The sequence below is a fragment of the Streptomyces hazeniae genome (assembly GCF_031845485.1).
Classification (GTDB): Bacteria; Actinomycetota; Actinomycetes; order Streptomycetales; family Streptomycetaceae; genus Streptomyces; species Streptomyces hazeniae.
Genome location: NZ_JAVREQ010000001.1, coordinates 1 through 14,072, shown reverse-complemented (window position 1 = coordinate 14,072; position 14,072 = coordinate 1). Strand labels below are relative to the sequence as shown.

Sequence of the window (14,072 nt, the reverse complement as noted above, 5' to 3'; positions counted from 1 at the left end):
CCTCGCCTGCGACCGGGCGCTCCGGCTCAGGGGCCCGGCGTCACGTCCTCCGCCCCCTCCGGGGACGTGCCCACGTGCACACGGGCACCTTCACGGTTGCGGGTCAGCGCCGGAATCGCACCGGCTTCCCCCGATCGAAGGCGTTCACTTCCGCGTCCACTCTAGCCGGGTGCCCCGGAGGCGCCCCCGGCGCTGTCGGTGCCGTCCGCGGCGAGCAGCGTGCACACGGTCTCGACGTCCTCCGTGACCTGGGCGATCGAGGCGCGCCCGGAGAGCCAGGAGACCAGCGCCGAGTGCCAGGTGTGGCCCACGACGCGGACTGCCGAGAGCCGGCGTGGCGACGGTTCGCCGGTCGCACCCATCGCGTCCAGGACGATCGCCGTGGTCAGCTCCGACACGGCGTCGACCTCGCCGCACACCGAGCGGTCGCCGAAGTTGAGGGCGCGCACCATCGCGTCGGCGAGCAGCGGCTCCCGTTGCAGCTGCCGGAAGGCGCGCATCAGGGTCTCCGCGACCCGTGCCGGCGGGTCCTGGGCGGCGGGCGGGTGCCGGTGCAGGGCGGTGTGCAGCTGCTCCAGCTGCGCGTGCATGGTCGCGACGAGCAGGTGGACCTTGGAGGGGAAGTAGCGGTACAGCGTGCCGAGCGCGACCTCCGACAGTTCCGCCACCTCGCGCATCTGCACCGCGTCGAACCCGCCCCGGCGGGCCAGCCGTTCGGTGGCCTCCAGGATGCGCCGCCGCCGCTCCTCCTGCCGCGCGGTGCGCGCTGCCGCGGGCGGCTTCGCCCGTGCCGTCATGCCGTCCCCCTGGTGGCTCTCGTGCTCTCGCGACTCTCGTGACCTCGTGGTGCGTATCACCCGCTGTGGCCGCCCCGGAAAAGTGACCGGCCGGTAGATTCTGGGAGCGTGCCCGGCGGCGAGCGCCGCGGGCGGAGGCGGGCGGAGCAAACCTGAAACTTGTTCCACCCTAGCGCGAGCGGTTACGCTCCGGCGAGAGCGCAGTGACGAAGGGGGTCGTGAATGACCGCAGAGGCCGTGCATGACACCGCTGTTCGCGCTGACGGACCCACCGGAGGGCCGCTTGCCGAGGACGGCGGACGGCCGCTCAGGATCGCGCTGCTGTCCTACAAGGGGAACCCGTTCTGCGGGGGCCAGGGCGTGTACGTGCGCCACCTCTCGCGGGAGCTCGTCCGGCTCGGACACCAGGTCGAAGTGATCGGCGCGCAGCCGTACCCGGTACTCGACGAGGGCGTCACCCTCACCGAGCTGCCCAGCCTGGACCTGTACCGGCAGCCCGACCCGTTCCGCACGCCGCGCCGCGAGGAGTTCCGCGACTGGATCGACCTGCTGGAGGTCGCCACCATGTGGACCGGCGGCTTTCCCGAGCCGCTCACCTTCTCCCTCCGCGCCCGCCGCCATCTCGCCGCGCGTCACGGCGCGTTCGACGTCGTGCACGACAACCAGACGCTCGGCTACGGCCTGCTGGGCCTGGAACGGATCGGCCTGCCCCTGGTCACCACGGTCCACCACCCCATCACCGTCGACCGGCGCCTCGAGCTGGACGCCGCCGTCACGCGGCGCCGCCGGGCGTCCGTACGGCGCTGGTACGGGTTCACGCGGATGCAGGGCCGGGTGGCCCGCCGGCTGCCGTCCGTGCTGACCGTCTCCGGCTCCTCGCGCCGCGAGATCACCGACCACCTGGGCGTGCGCGACGACCGCGTCCACGTCGTGCACATCGGCGCCGACACCCGTCTCTTCGCCCCCGACCCCGCGGTGCCCGAAGTGCCCGGCCGCATCGTCACCACCTCCAGTGCCGACGTGCCGTTGAAGGGCCTGGTCCACCTGGTCGAGGCGCTCGCCGAGGTGCGCGCCGCGCATCCGGACGCGCACCTGGTCGTCGTCGGCCGCCGTCCCGAGAAGGGCCCCGTCACCCGGGCCCTGGCGGAGCACGGGCTCCAGGACGCCGTCCGGTTCGTCAAGGGCATCAGCGACGCCGAGCTCGCCGACCTGGTACGCGGCGCCCAGGTCGCCTGCGTCCCGTCGCTGTACGAGGGCTTCTCGCTCCCCGCCGCCGAGGCCATGGCGACCGGTACGCCGCTCGTCGCCACCACCGGCGGCGCGCTGCCGGAGGTCGCCGGTCCGGACGGCGACACCTGCCTGGCGGTGCCGCCCGGCGACTCCGGCGCCCTCGCCGGCGCGCTCGGTCGCCTGCTGCGCGACCCCGGTCTCCGCACCCGGATCGGGGCCGCCGGACGGGCCCGCGTGCTGGAACGCTTCACCTGGGAGCAGGCCGCGCGCGGCACCGTCGCGCACTACCGTGCCGCGCTCGCCCGCGGAGTTCCCGCGCACACGGGCGGGCGGGCCACGCCCACCGCGCCTGCCGCAGCGCCGGTCGCCGCGAGCGCCGGCGCCGGGTCGCCCGTGACCGGGGACGGGGGCCGCTGACCGAGGCGGCCCGGCCCGTACCGCCGCGCGCGCCCCTCCCGATCCCTCCCGCCGAACCGTTCCGGCCGCACCCGTGCCACCCCACCGCCGTACCGCCCCGCCACCGCCGCGAGGGCGGCGCCCGCACCGCCGAAAGAAGAGGCAGACCACCGTGCTGACCGTCGACTTCTCCCGCTTCCCGCTCGCCCCCGGGGACCGTGTGCTCGACCTCGGATGCGGCGCCGGACGGCACGCCTTCGAGTGCTACCGCCGCGGGGCACGCGTGGTGGCGCTGGACCGGAACGCCGAGGAGATCCGCGAGGTCGCCACGTGGTTCGCCGCCATGGCGGAGGCGGGCGAGGCACCGGCCGGTGCGACCGCGACCGCGATGGAGGGCGACGCCCTCGCCCTGCCGTTCCCCGACGACAGTTTCGACGTCGTGATCATCTCCGAGGTCATGGAGCACATTCACGACGACAAGGGCGTGCTCGCCGAGATGGTGCGGGTGCTGCGCCCCGGCGGACGCATCGCCGTGACCGTGCCCCGCTACGGTCCGGAGAAGGTGTGCTGGGCCCTCAGCGACGCCTACCACGAGGTCGAGGGCGGCCACATCCGCATCTACCGCGCCACCGAACTCCTCGCGCGCATCCGGGAGGCCGGACTCCGCCCGTACGGCACCCATCACGCGCACGGCCTGCACGCGCCGTACTGGTGGCTCAAGTGCGCCTTCGGAGTGCACCGCGACGGCGACGACGCTCCGCTTCCGGTCCGCGCCTACCACAAGCTGCTGGTCTGGGACATCATGAAGCGCCCGCTGGCCACCCGCCTCGCCGAGCGCGCCCTGGACCCCCTCATCGGCAAGAGCTTCGTCGCCTACGCCACCAAGCCCCATCTGCCGGTCGCCGCCGCCGGTGGCGAGGAGGCCGGCGCGTGACGAGCCCCGGACGCACCGAACGGCTCGTCCTCCCCGGTGTCCTGACCGCCGACCAGGCCGCCGCGACCGTCCGCGGCATCGCGGCCGTGCAGCGCGACGACGGCGCCGTTCCCTGGTTCCGCGGCCACCACCTCGACCCCTGGGACCATGTCGAGGCCGCGATGGCGCTCGACGCCGCGGGCGAGCACACCCGCGCCGAGGCCGCGTACCGCTGGCTCGCCGACCACCAGCTCCCGGACGGCTCCTGGTACGCCGCCTACCACGACGGCGACGCCGCACGCCCCACCGACCGGGCCAGGGAGACGAACTTCTGCGCCTACGTCGCGGTCGGCGTGTGGCACCACTACCTGGCCACCGGCGACGACGCCTTCGCCGACCGCATGTGGCCGGTCGTCGCCCGGGCCGTCGAGTTCGTCCTCGCGCTCCAGCAGCCCGGTGGCCAGATCGGCTGGAAACGCGAGCCCGACGGCAGCCCCGTCGCCGACGCGCTGCTCACCGGCTGCTCGTCCGTGCACCACGCTCTGCGCTGCGCGCTCGCGCTGGCCGACCACCGTGAGGAGCCGCAGCCCGACTGGGAACTCGCCGCCGGCTGGCTCGGCCACGCCGTCCGCCACCACCCGGAGCGGTTCCTCGACAAGGACCGCTACTCCATGGACTGGTACTACCCCGTCCTCGGGGGAGCCGTGCGCGGCACGGCCGCGAAGCAGCGCATCGAGGACGGCTGGGACCGCTTCGTCGTCCCCGGCCTGGGCGTGCGCTGCGTGGTCCCCAATCCCTGGGTCACCGGCGGGGAGAGCGCCGAACTGGCCCTCGCCCTGTGGGCCGTCGGCGAGTCCGACCGCGCGCTGGACGTGCTGCGCTGGATGCAGCACCTGCGCGCCGACAACGGCATGTACTGGACGGGCTACGTCTTCGAGGACGACGCGGTCTGGCCCCGGGAGCAGACCGCCTGGACGGCCGGTTCCGTCCTCCTCGCCGTCGCCGCCCTCGGCGGCGACCCCGCCACCACTGCCGTCTTCGGAGCCGACGACCTCCCCACGGGCCTTCCCCCGAACTGCTGCTGAGCGCGGCGGCGTACGGCTCGCGGCACGGCCGCCTCGCCGGCCGTGCCGGGCGGGGGCCTCCGCGTGCCGGGCGCGCGACTCGCCCCCGTGGGTCCGCGGAACGGGGGAGCGCGTACGGCATCGTCGGTGGGACGACCGACGGCCGTGGACGCCTACCGGAAGGAGTCGGACTCGTGGACGTTCTCTGGGGACTCGGAGGAATGGCGGCACTGCTGCTCCTCGCGCTCGCCCTGTCCACCGACCGGCGGGCGATCAGGCCGCGTACGGTCGGAGGCGCCCTGGCCCTCCAGTTCGGCATCGGCGTGCTCGTCCTCTACTGGGAGGCCGGCGAGCGGGCGCTGGAATGGGCGTCCGACGGCGTCAACGCCGTCATCGGGGCGTCCGAGGACGGCATCGCCTTCCTCTTCGGGCGGCTGGTCGAGGGCGAGGGCACGATCTTCGCCTTCCAGGTTCTGCCGGTCGTCATCTTCGTGGCCTCCCTGGTGGCGGTGCTGTTCCACCTCGGGATCATGCAGAAGATCGTGCACGTCATCGGCGGCGCGCTGCGGCTCCTCCTCGGCACCAGCCACACCGAGTCGCTGAACGCCGCGGCCAACGTGTTCGTCGGCCAGACGGAGGCGCCGCTGTTCATCCGCCCCTACCTGGCCCGGACCACGCGCTCCGAGCTGTTCGCCATCATGGTCGGCGGGCTGGCCACGGTGGCCGGTACCGTGCTCGTCGGCTACTCCCTGCTCGGCGCGCGGCTGGACTACCTCATCGCGGCCAGCTTCATGGCGGCTCCGGGCGGCCTGCTGATGGCGAAGATCATCATCCCGGAGACGGAGGAGCCGGCGCTGGTCACCGGCGCCCGCTCGCAGACCGAGGGCACGGAGGACCAGCACGCGGAGGGACCCTCCGGCGCCCGCGAGGCAGGTCACCGCGGGGCGCACGACCGCCAGGCCCACGACCGGGAGAAGCGCGGCGGCGAGAAGCGCGACGGCGCCGATGACGGGGGTGGTGACGGCGCCGCGCATGGGCCTCGGTCCGGTTCCGGGGCCGCGGCGACCGTGACGGAGGCACCCGGAGGAGAGCCCGACGACCGCCCCCGCAACGTCATCGACGCCGCCGCGCGAGGAGCCGCCGACGGCCTCCGGCTCGCCCTCAACATCGCCGCGATGCTGCTGGCGTTCATTTCGCTGATCGCGCTGCTCAACCTCCTCCTGGGCGTCGTCGGCGGCTGGTTCGGTGCCCCGGACCTCTCCTTCGAGCAGCTGATCGGCTACGTCTTCGCCCCGATCATGACCGTGATCGGCGTGCCGTGGAGCGAAGCCGTCGACTCGGGCAGCTTCGTCGGGCAGAAGATCGTCCTGAACGAGTTCGTCGCCTTCACCGACTTCGCCCCGGAAAGCGACGAGTTCAGCCCGAAGACGGCGATGATCACCACCTTCGCGCTCACCGGCTTCGCCAACTTCTCGTCCCTGGCGATCCTGCTGGGCGGACTGGGCAGCCTCATCCCGCAACGCCGCGGCGAGATCGCCCAGCTCGGCATCCGTGCCGTTCTCGCCGGCACCCTCGCCAACCTGATGAGCGCCGCCATCGCCGGCATGTTCGTCGGCTGACGCCCCTCGACCACGGATCTCCGGGAAAACACCTGAGGTCTGCGGGGCACGATGTTGCCGTCGAGGCGCGGCCCGCTTCCGCGCAGACCCGGCGAACGAGGAGTGCCCATGCCGTCGCAGCCGTCGCAGCCGCCCACCGCCCTGCCGCCCGCACACCTGACGATGGTGCTGGCCCACCGCGCGATGGTCCACGACCTGGACCGCATCGCCACCGTCGCCGACGAGCTGGCGCAGACGCCGGACGCCTCCCGCACCGCCGCGCTGCGGCGATACGTCGAGCGGGTGTTCCACATCATCGAGCACCACCACGGGGGCGAGGACGCCCACCTGTGGCCGCTGCTGCGCGAGCGGGGCGGCGACCCCGAGGCGCTCGCCCTGCTCGACGCCGAGCACGAGGAACTGGCGAAGGCGCTGCACGTCTGGCACGAGGCCGTCCACCGTCTCGACGCCGACCCGGCGACCGCCGTCGACCTGGCCGCCCGGACCCGTGAGGTGCACGAACGGCTCGCCGCGCACGCCGCCGACGAGGAGCGGGAGCTGACCGGGCGTCTCGCGCCCGTGCTGGACGCCGCCGCATGGAAGGGCTTCGCGACCCACATGCGCCGTACCGCCCCCGGCTGGACGCTGCGGTTCATGCCTGCGTGGCTGGCCGCCGTCGCCGAGCCGCACGAACGCGCCGGCATCCCGGCCCGGCCCCTGGCACGCCTCTTCGGGCCCTCCCTGGCCCGCGCCCAGCGGACCGTTTTCGCACCGCACGGCTGAACGCCGCGGGGCGGAAGCGGAATCGGGGGAGAGGCAGCCTCCGTCCGCGAGGACGCGGGGCCCGACCGGGCGTGCCCCGGCACCCGGTGGAGGAGACACGAAGGCGACCGCCGGGTCGCGGTGGGGGGTAGGAGGCGCGGCCCGGCGGTCGGTGTGGGGGGTGCTGCCCGTGGGGGGTGGGTGCGAGAGGGCTCAGGCCCGGCGGAGGCGGGCGGCGAGCCCGTGACCGATCAGCAGGTAGGCGGCTGCGGCGATGCCGTAGTTGACCAGCACGTTCAGCCAGTCGGTCTCGATCGGGAAGAGGTCGTAGGACCAGCCGGCGAGCCAGCGTGCGGCGTCGTGCAGGACGTCGACCAGTTCGTTCGACGGGTTGGCCTCGAGCAGATACAGCGCGATCCAGAGGGCGATGATCCCGGCGAGGATGTCGGCGATGATCTGCAGGGCGACCCCTGCCGTGCTGGCTCCGGAACGTCTCGTCACGGTTGACATAACGAGCGGATAACCGGAATCGGCGCCGCCAAACGCACTGTTGTGCGCATGCCGACGACGACGGCCCCTCACCCGGACGGGTGAGGGGCCGTTTCGGCAGGTCAACAGTGTTGACCGGACCGGGAGTCGAGATGCCGGTGCGGCTCCCGGAGTCAGCCGCGCTGGATGCCGGAGGTGTCCTGGAGGACACCGCGGCGGCCGTCCTGCGTCTGCGCGACGAGCGCCTGGCCGCGCTGCTCGACCGCCAGGTACCAGGTGCCCGGCGCCAGTTCGGCGACCGGGTTCGGCGAACCGTCCTCCGGGAACAGCGGCCGGTTCACGGGCACGGCGAACCAGAACGGCTGGAAGTCGGCGGCGGGAGCCTGGCCGGCCGGCTGCGGCTGAGCCGTCTGCTGCGCGGCCTGCGGCTGCTGCGGCTGGCCGCCGAGCGACTGGCCCTGGCCGGGGGCCGGCTGGGGCTGGCCGGGCTGACCCGGCTGCGGGACACCGTGCTGCTGCGGGGCGCCCGGCTGGGGCTGGCCCTGCTGGCCGGGGTAGCCGTAGCCGCCGGGCTGCGGCTGCTGACCGTACGGCGCCTGCTGGCCCGGGTAGCCGTAACCACCCGGCGGCTGCTGGCCGTACGGTCCGGCCGGCTTCGGTCCGGCGGCGGGGATCAGCGACGCCTTGAGCGCGGGAACCTGCTCGGTCAGCACCGCCGCGGCGGCGAGCACCAGCGTGGCGAGCAGACCGAGGATGGCCCCGATGCCGAGCTGCGCCTGGTCGGGGCCGACGAGCAGCGACCACAGTGCCGACCACAGCGAGGCCACCGCGAGCGGCACCCCCCACTGGGACAGGGTCAGGCCGCCGAACTTGACCTGTGGCACGAACCGGCCGACGACGATGACGACCGCGGCCAGCACGCCGAGCAGGAAGACCGCAGGCAGGACTACCAGGAGGGCGTCCGTGTCCCAGGCGCTCGGCATCTCGACGCCGTCACAGAATTCGCCTTCGCAGTCGGCTGTGTAGAAGTCGAGGAAGGAGGCGATGAACAGCAGCAGTGCTGCTCCGATCACCGCGCCGTCGCCTCGGGTGAGCGAGCGGATGTTCAACGTGGGGTCCTTAGTCGGTCTGTGTGGTCTTCGGTGGCATGTGACGCCTGTGCCGGGGGTGAGCCCCCATCGTACGGGCGGCACCGCGATCCGTTGCGCGCGGCCGCCCCCCGGGGGGTGACGACGCGTCGTTCCACGGGCCCCGGCGTTCCTCACCGGGTCACGGCCGCTCCCCGGCCAGGAACGCCGCGACGCCCTGCGCGACTCCCCGCGCGGCGCGTGCGCGCCAGGCCGGATCGGTCAGCAGCGCCGCGTCCCGCGGGTCGCGCATGTTGCCGCACTCGAGGAAGACCTTCGGCACGCTGCTGAGGTTGAGTCCGCCGAGGTCGTCGCGCTCGACCAGGCCGTCCCCGCCGCCCGCGTACGTCGACACCCGGGTGCCGGTCGCCTCGCCGAAGGCCGCCACCAGTGCGCGTCCGAGGCGTTCGGACGGTTTCGCCACGCCCCTGGTGTCGGCCTTCCCCTCGTTCACCGGCTTCGGGGCGATGACGTGGAAGCCCCGGTTCCCCTCGCCGGCGCCGTCGGCGTGGACGGACACCACCGCGTCGGCGTGCGCCTCGTTACCGAGCGCGGCGCGTTCGTCGATGCACGGCCCCCACGGGCGGTCGCCGTCCTGCGTCAGCCGCACGGTCGCCCCGAGACGTTCGAGTGCGGTGCGGGCCCGCCGGGACACGTCCAGGGTGAACGCCGCCTCGGCATACCCCTTGTTCGTCGCGGTGCCGGTGGTGTCGCAGTCCTTCTTCCCGGTGCCGATGTCCACCTGCTGCGCCATCTTTTCCGGGTGCCGGTGGTTGGCAGGGTTGTGTCCGGGGTCGATCACGACGGTCCGCCCCGCGAGCGGCTTCCGCGCCGTGGCACCCGGGCTCGGGCTCCGCGCGCCGGGGCCGGGCGAGGCGCCGGTCCGTCCGGGACCGGGCTCCGACGGGTCGCCTGCCCCGTTCCCGGCGTCCCGGGCGAGCCACACCAGCCCGCCCACCAGGCACAACGGCACCAGCAGTGCCAGCACCAGGAGCGGCGTACGGCGGCGGGGCGGCGGAGCGGTCACAGGCCCGGGCCCGTCCGGCGCAGCACGCGCAGCGAGCCGGTCGCCGCGACCTCCGCGAACGCACCCGATTCCCGGGCCCGCCGGTAGATCCGGTACGGCGCCTGCCCGCCGTCCGCGGGATCGGGGAACACGTCGTGGATCACCAGCAGTCCGTGCTCGGCCAGGTGTGGGGCCCAGCCCTCGTAGTCGGCGGTGGCGTGCGCGTCGGTGTGACCCCCGTCCACGAAGACCAGGCCCAGTCTGCCGCCCCACACCGCGGCGACCTGCGGCGAACGGCCGACCAGCGCGACGACGTGGTCCTCCAGCCCGGCGGCGTGCAGCGTGCGCCGGAACGTCGGCAGCGTGTCCATCCGCCCCACCTCCGGGTCGACCAGCGACGCGTCGTGGTACTCCCAGCCGGGCTGCTGCTCCTCGCTGCCCCGGTGGTGGTCGACGGTCAGCACGGTGACCCCCGCCGCGCGCGCGGCGTCCGCGAGCAGCAGGGTGGACCGCCCGCAGTAGGTGCCCACCTCCAGCAACGGCAGCCCCGTCCGCGCCGCTTCGGAGGCGGCGCCGTACAGGGCGAGGCCCTCGTCGGCGGGCATGAAGCCCTTGGCCGCTTCGAAGGCGGCCATGACCTCCGGGCCGGGCCGGGGCGCGGTGTTCCGCGCGGCTGCGGTGTGCATGGGCCTCATGCTGCCGTACGGAACGCGCGCCCGGCACGCGGGGCGGGTGCGCGGACGGGGTGCGGCCGAAACCCGGTGCGCTCCGGCCCGTGCCCGCGAGACACTGCCCGACGTGACGCAGACACCCCCCGCCCCGCTGCCGCCCGCCGTCGACTCCATGACCCTGCTGGTCGGGGCGGTGATCGTGCACGACAGGGCGCGCGACCGTGTGCTCCTGCTGCAGCGCGGTCCGCGGGCCAAGTTCGCGCGCGGCCTGTGGGACCTGCCGGTCGGCAAGGCCGACCCGGGCGAGGCCGTCACCGCCACCGCCGTCCGCGAACTCCGCGAGGAGACCGGGCTCGTCGTCGCGCCGGAGGACCTGCGGGTCGCCCACATCGTGCACGGCAGGAGCGGCGTCGAGTCCCCGAACGGCTTCCTCACCGTCGTCTTCGCCGCCGAACGCTGGACGGGCGCACCGGAGAACCGCGAGCCGCACAAGCACGCCGCGCTGCGCTGGTGGCCGGCCGGCGCGCTGCCGCAGCCGGCGGAGGCCGTCCCGAGCATGCGGACGGCGGTCACCCGTTACCTCTCCGGCGGTGTGGAGGTCTCCACGCGCGGCTGGGACTGAGCCTCCCGGCGATCGCCGCGCGCGAGCGGGCCGGTGCCGAACGGTCGTTTCTCCGCCTGCGGTCGGGGCAGACGGCGCTCGGGAGGGATGAGATGAACGCATCTTCGACCGCGCGACGCAGCAGACGTTCCGCGCGGCAGGCCAAGAACAGCACCGCGATGAAGGGTGCCGCCCGCTGGGGCTTCGCCGCACGGGGCCTGATCTACCTCCTCGTCGGCGTGCTCGCCCTGCAGATCGCCTTCGGCGACTCCGGGGAGCAGGCCGACCGGGGCGGTGCCCTGCAGGCCATCGCGCAGCGGCCGTTCGGCTCCGCGGTGATCTGGGCACTGGGCATCGGGCTGGCCGGCATGGCGCTGTGGCGGCTCTCCGAGGCCGTCGTCGGGGCCACCGGCAAGGATGGCATGAAGACGTCCAAGCGACTCCAGTCCGCCGCCCGTTTCGTCCTGTACGCGGTGATATCCGCCTCCGTCCTCGCCTACGCGGCGGGGGACCGCAGCGGCAGCCAGTCCAGCGACAAGCAGTCCCAGGACGTCACCGCCCGCGTGATGGAGATGCCCGCCGGCCCCTGGCTCGTGGGCCTCGTCGGCGCGGGGCTGGTCGGCGCCGGACTCTGGATCGGCCTGCGCGCGGTGCAGCGCAAGTACCGCGAGCACCTGAGGGTGTCCGGCATGTCGCGCCGCACCCGCAAGGTGGTCGACGTGCTCGGTGTCGTCGGAGGCGTCTGCCGGGGCGCCGTCTTCGCCGTCGCGGGCGGCTTCCTCGTCAAGGCGGCGTTCAGCTTCGACCCGGACAAGGCGAAGGGCGTCGACGACACGCTGCGCACCTTCGCCGAGACCCCGGCCGGACCGTGGCTGCTCGCCGCCGTCGCCGCCGGCCTGGTGCTCTTCGGCCTCTTCTCCTTCGCGATGGCCCGCTGGCGCAAGGTCTGAACCGGGTCGCCCGCCCGCCCCCGGGGAGGTCCCAGGACCGCGGTCCGGGGGCGGCCGGGCGGATGTCCCGATGCCGGATCCCGGACCGCAGTGCGACGATGGCACGCATGGTCCCGACCCGTTCCACCACCTCCGCCGCAGGCCGGAACCGCCGCGAGCAGCGTCCACCGCACGTGTGGGCCGTCGTACTCGCGGCGTGTGCAGGCCAGTTCCTGGTCGTGCTGGACGTGTCCGTGGTAAACGTCGCGCTGCCATCGATGCGCAGCGACCTGGGCATGAGCGCGACCGGCCTGCAGTGGGTGCTCAACGCCTACACGCTCACCTTCGCCGGGTTCATGCTCCTCGGCGGCCGGGCCGGCGACCTCTTCGGGCGGAAGAGGATGTTCCTCCTCGGCCTCGGGGTCTTCGTCGCCGCCAGCCTCGCCGGGGGCCTCGCCCAGGACGGCTGGCAGCTCGTCGCCGCCCGCGCGGCCCAGGGCGTCGGCGCGGCCGTGCTCGCCCCGTCGACGCTCACCATCCTCACCACCTCCTTCCCGGAGGGCCCCGCCCGCACCCGGGCGATCGGGACCTGGACGGCCGTCGGCGCGGGCGGCGGCGCGGCGGGCGGCCTGGTGGGCGGGGTGCTCACGGACGCACTGTCCTGGCGCTGGGTGCTGCTGATCAACGTGCCGGTCGGTGCGCTGGTGCTCGTCGCGGCCGCCCTCTGGGTGACCGAGAGCCGGCTGGGCGGCCGGCGACGTCTCGACCTCCCGGGCGCCCTGCTGGTCACCGCCGGCCTGGGAGCCGTCGCGTACGGCATCGTGCAGACGGAGACGACCGGTTGGTCGTCCGGCCGGGCGCTGGGGCCGCTGTTCGGCGGCGTGGCGGTGCTCGGCGTCTTCGTCGCCGTCGAGGCCCGCGCCCGCGCGCCGCTGGTGCCGCTGAAGCTCTTCCGGCTGCGTTCGGTCTCGGCCGCCAACCTGGCGATGTTCGTCAACGGCGCGGCGATGTTCTGCATGTGGTACTTCATGTCGCTGTACATGCAGAACGCGCTCGACTACACGCCGCTCCAGGCCGGCCTGGGATTCATCCCGCAGTCGCTCAGCATCGTCCTCGGTTCCAAGCTCGCCCCCGTGCTGATGCAGCGGATCGAGGCCCGCACGCTCGCCGTGGCCGGGACGCTCACCGCCGCGTCCGGCTACCTCTGGCAGACCGGCATGCACGCCGACGGCGACTACCTCACGACCGTGCTCGGCCCCGGGGTGCTCATGGCCCTCGGCGCCGGTCTGTCCGCCACCCCGCTGGCCGCCGTCGCCACGGCGGGTGCGGAGCCGCGCGACGCGGGTCTGGTGTCCGGACTCGTCAACACCTCGCGGACGATGGGTGGCGCGCTGGGCCTGGCGGCGCTGTCCACGGTCGCGGCCACCCGCATCGACGGCTCCGACGCGGCGAGCGAGGCGGCCGGGTACGCGCTCGCGTTCGGGACCGGCGCCTGGATACTGCTGGGAAGCGCGGTACTGATGATCACCACCCTGCCCCGTGCCGACCGCGGCCCCGGCCCGGCAGCCGCAGCCGCCACCCCCGGTGCACCGGCCGACGCCGCCACCGAAGCCGCAGCGGACGAAGCGGCCGCGACGGAGACCGGGACCGGCGCAGGCGGCCGTACCGTCCGGAAGTCCTGACGACGTCCCGAACCCGAGGAGCCGCACGTGCCCGTCCCGCCCGAGCCGTTTCCCGCCACCGGCCGGCGCGTGCTGGTCACCGGCGCCGCCCGCGGCCTGGGCCGCGCCCTCGCCCGCACCTTCGCGGAGAACGGCGACCGGGTCGCCGTGCACTACGGGACGCGGCGTGCCGACGCCGAGGAGACGTTGCGCGCGCTGCCCGGCGACGGGCACGTGCTGCTCGCCGCCGACCTGTCCGGCCCCGAGGGCGCGCGGCGACTCGTCACCGAGGCCGCCGCTGCGCTGGGCGGCGTGGACGTCCTGGTGAACAACGCGGCGGTCAACACCCCGCACCCGCCCGCCGGGACGCCGTTCGAGGAGTGGACGGACGCCTGGCGCCGCCACACCGACGTGAACCTGCTCGGCACCGCCCACGTCTCCCACCAGGCGGCGCAGCACATGATCGCGGCCGGGCGGGGAGGCCGCATCGTCAACATCGGTTCGCGCGGCGCCTTCCGCGGCGAACCCGACCACCCCGCCTACGCGGCCACCAAGGCGGCCGTCCACGCACTCGGCCAGTCGCTGGCCGTCGCGCTCGCTCCGCACGGCATCTCAGTGGCCTCCGTGGCCCCCGGGTTCTTCGCCACCGAACGCGTCGCCCACCGGCTCACCGGCGAAGAGGGCGACGCCATCCGTGCGCAGAGCCCGTACGGCCGGGTGGCCGCGCCGGAGGAGATCGCGGCGGCCGTGCGGTGGCTGGCCTCCCCGGAGGCCGAATGGAGTTCCGGTCACGTCCTCGACCTCATCGGCGCCTCCTAACTGCGCACC

General features: G+C 74.3%; 14 protein-coding genes. 9 read left to right on the top strand and 5 right to left on the bottom strand.

The features are described 5' to 3' along the window. Window positions 1–161: 161 nt before the first annotated feature. Window positions 162–797: a TetR family transcriptional regulator gene (locus RM572_RS00070; RefSeq protein WP_311671184.1), complete on the bottom strand. Its 636-nt coding sequence runs from the start codon at window positions 795–797 to the stop codon at window positions 162–164. Between the two features lie 222 nt (window positions 798–1,019). Between RM572_RS00070 and RM572_RS00065 the strand changes: the two genes are divergently transcribed. From RM572_RS00065 to RM572_RS00045, 5 genes are all read left to right on the top strand, one after another. Next, complete coding sequence (locus RM572_RS00065; RefSeq protein WP_311671183.1) at window positions 1,020–2,444, top strand: glycosyltransferase family 4 protein; 1,425 nt, start codon at window positions 1,020–1,022, stop codon at window positions 2,442–2,444. Between the two features lie 151 nt (window positions 2,445–2,595). Continuing rightward, complete coding sequence (locus RM572_RS00060) at window positions 2,596–3,357, top strand: class I SAM-dependent methyltransferase (RefSeq protein WP_311671182.1); 762 nt, start codon at window positions 2,596–2,598, stop codon at window positions 3,355–3,357. Beyond that, window positions 3,354–4,421, top strand: coding sequence for a prenyltransferase/squalene oxidase repeat-containing protein (locus RM572_RS00055; protein ID WP_311671181.1), 1,068 nt, complete (start codon window positions 3,354–3,356; stop codon window positions 4,419–4,421). The genes RM572_RS00060 and RM572_RS00055 overlap by 4 nt, the downstream gene beginning before the upstream one ends. Before the next feature lie 173 nt (window positions 4,422–4,594). Beyond that, window positions 4,595–6,019, top strand: a complete 1,425-nt coding sequence (locus tag RM572_RS00050; RefSeq protein WP_311671180.1) for a NupC/NupG family nucleoside CNT transporter — start codon at window positions 4,595–4,597, stop codon at window positions 6,017–6,019. A 108-nt stretch (window positions 6,020–6,127) separates the two neighbouring features. Beyond that, window positions 6,128–6,781 (top strand): hemerythrin domain-containing protein, encoded by a 654-nt coding sequence (locus RM572_RS00045; protein ID WP_311671179.1) that lies wholly within the window; start codon window positions 6,128–6,130, stop codon window positions 6,779–6,781. Window positions 6,782–6,973: 192 nt separating this feature from the next. Here RM572_RS00045 and RM572_RS00040 read toward each other — a convergent pair whose 3' ends face one another. The 4 genes from RM572_RS00040 to RM572_RS00025 form a co-directional block, all read right to left on the bottom strand. Continuing rightward, a complete protein-coding gene (locus tag RM572_RS00040) occupies window positions 6,974–7,270 on the bottom strand; it encodes a hypothetical protein (protein ID WP_311671178.1) in 297 nt (98 codons plus the stop codon). A gap of 152 nt (window positions 7,271–7,422) precedes the next feature. Further along, window positions 7,423–8,358, bottom strand: a complete 936-nt coding sequence (locus tag RM572_RS00035; protein ID WP_311671177.1) for a hypothetical protein — start codon at window positions 8,356–8,358, stop codon at window positions 7,423–7,425. A 160-nt stretch (window positions 8,359–8,518) separates the two neighbouring features. Then, window positions 8,519–9,403 carry an N-acetylmuramoyl-L-alanine amidase gene (locus tag RM572_RS00030; RefSeq protein ID WP_311671176.1) on the bottom strand — a complete coding sequence of 295 codons (885 nt, stop codon included), beginning with the start codon at window positions 9,401–9,403 and terminating at the stop codon, window positions 8,519–8,521. Continuing rightward, window positions 9,400–10,068, bottom strand: coding sequence for a class I SAM-dependent methyltransferase (locus RM572_RS00025; RefSeq protein ID WP_311671175.1), 669 nt, complete (start codon window positions 10,066–10,068; stop codon window positions 9,400–9,402). Before RM572_RS00025 ends, RM572_RS00030 begins: the two co-directional genes overlap by 4 nt. A 157-nt stretch (window positions 10,069–10,225) precedes the next feature. On the opposite strand from RM572_RS00025, the gene RM572_RS00020 reads away from it, so the two are divergent. From RM572_RS00020 to RM572_RS00005, 4 genes are all read left to right on the top strand, one after another. Next, window positions 10,226–10,675 (top strand): NUDIX domain-containing protein, encoded by a 450-nt coding sequence (locus RM572_RS00020; RefSeq protein ID WP_311671797.1) that lies wholly within the window; start codon window positions 10,226–10,228, stop codon window positions 10,673–10,675. 92 nt (window positions 10,676–10,767) lie between these two features. Then, window positions 10,768–11,604: a DUF1206 domain-containing protein gene (locus RM572_RS00015; RefSeq protein WP_311671174.1), complete on the top strand. Its 837-nt coding sequence runs from the start codon at window positions 10,768–10,770 to the stop codon at window positions 11,602–11,604. Between the two features lie 98 nt (window positions 11,605–11,702). After that, window positions 11,703–13,265, top strand: a complete 1,563-nt coding sequence (locus RM572_RS00010) for an MFS transporter (protein ID WP_311671173.1) — start codon at window positions 11,703–11,705, stop codon at window positions 13,263–13,265. 27 nt (window positions 13,266–13,292) lie between these two features. Continuing rightward, a complete protein-coding gene (locus RM572_RS00005; RefSeq protein ID WP_311671172.1) occupies window positions 13,293–14,063 on the top strand; it encodes an SDR family NAD(P)-dependent oxidoreductase in 771 nt (256 codons plus the stop codon). Window positions 14,064–14,072 lie beyond the last annotated feature (9 nt).

Coding starts and splice junctions, on each gene's coding strand:
- RM572_RS00070 (WP_311671184.1), bottom strand. CDS start 797: ATGACGGCACGGGCGAAGCCGCCCGCGGCAGCGCGCACCGCGCGGCAG.
- RM572_RS00065 (WP_311671183.1), top strand. CDS start 1,020: ATGACCGCAGAGGCCGTGCATGACACCGCTGTTCGCGCTGACGGACCC.
- RM572_RS00045 (WP_311671179.1), top strand. CDS start 6,128: ATGCCGTCGCAGCCGTCGCAGCCGCCCACCGCCCTGCCGCCCGCACAC.
- RM572_RS00040 (WP_311671178.1), bottom strand. CDS start 7,270: ATGTCAACCGTGACGAGACGTTCCGGAGCCAGCACGGCAGGGGTCGCC.
- RM572_RS00025 (WP_311671175.1), bottom strand. CDS start 10,068: ATGCACACCGCAGCCGCGCGGAACACCGCGCCCCGGCCCGGCCCGGAG.
- RM572_RS00020 (WP_311671797.1), top strand. CDS start 10,226: ATGACCCTGCTGGTCGGGGCGGTGATCGTGCACGACAGGGCGCGCGAC.
- RM572_RS00015 (WP_311671174.1), top strand. CDS start 10,768: ATGAACGCATCTTCGACCGCGCGACGCAGCAGACGTTCCGCGCGGCAG.
- RM572_RS00010 (WP_311671173.1), top strand. CDS start 11,703: ATGGCACGCATGGTCCCGACCCGTTCCACCACCTCCGCCGCAGGCCGG.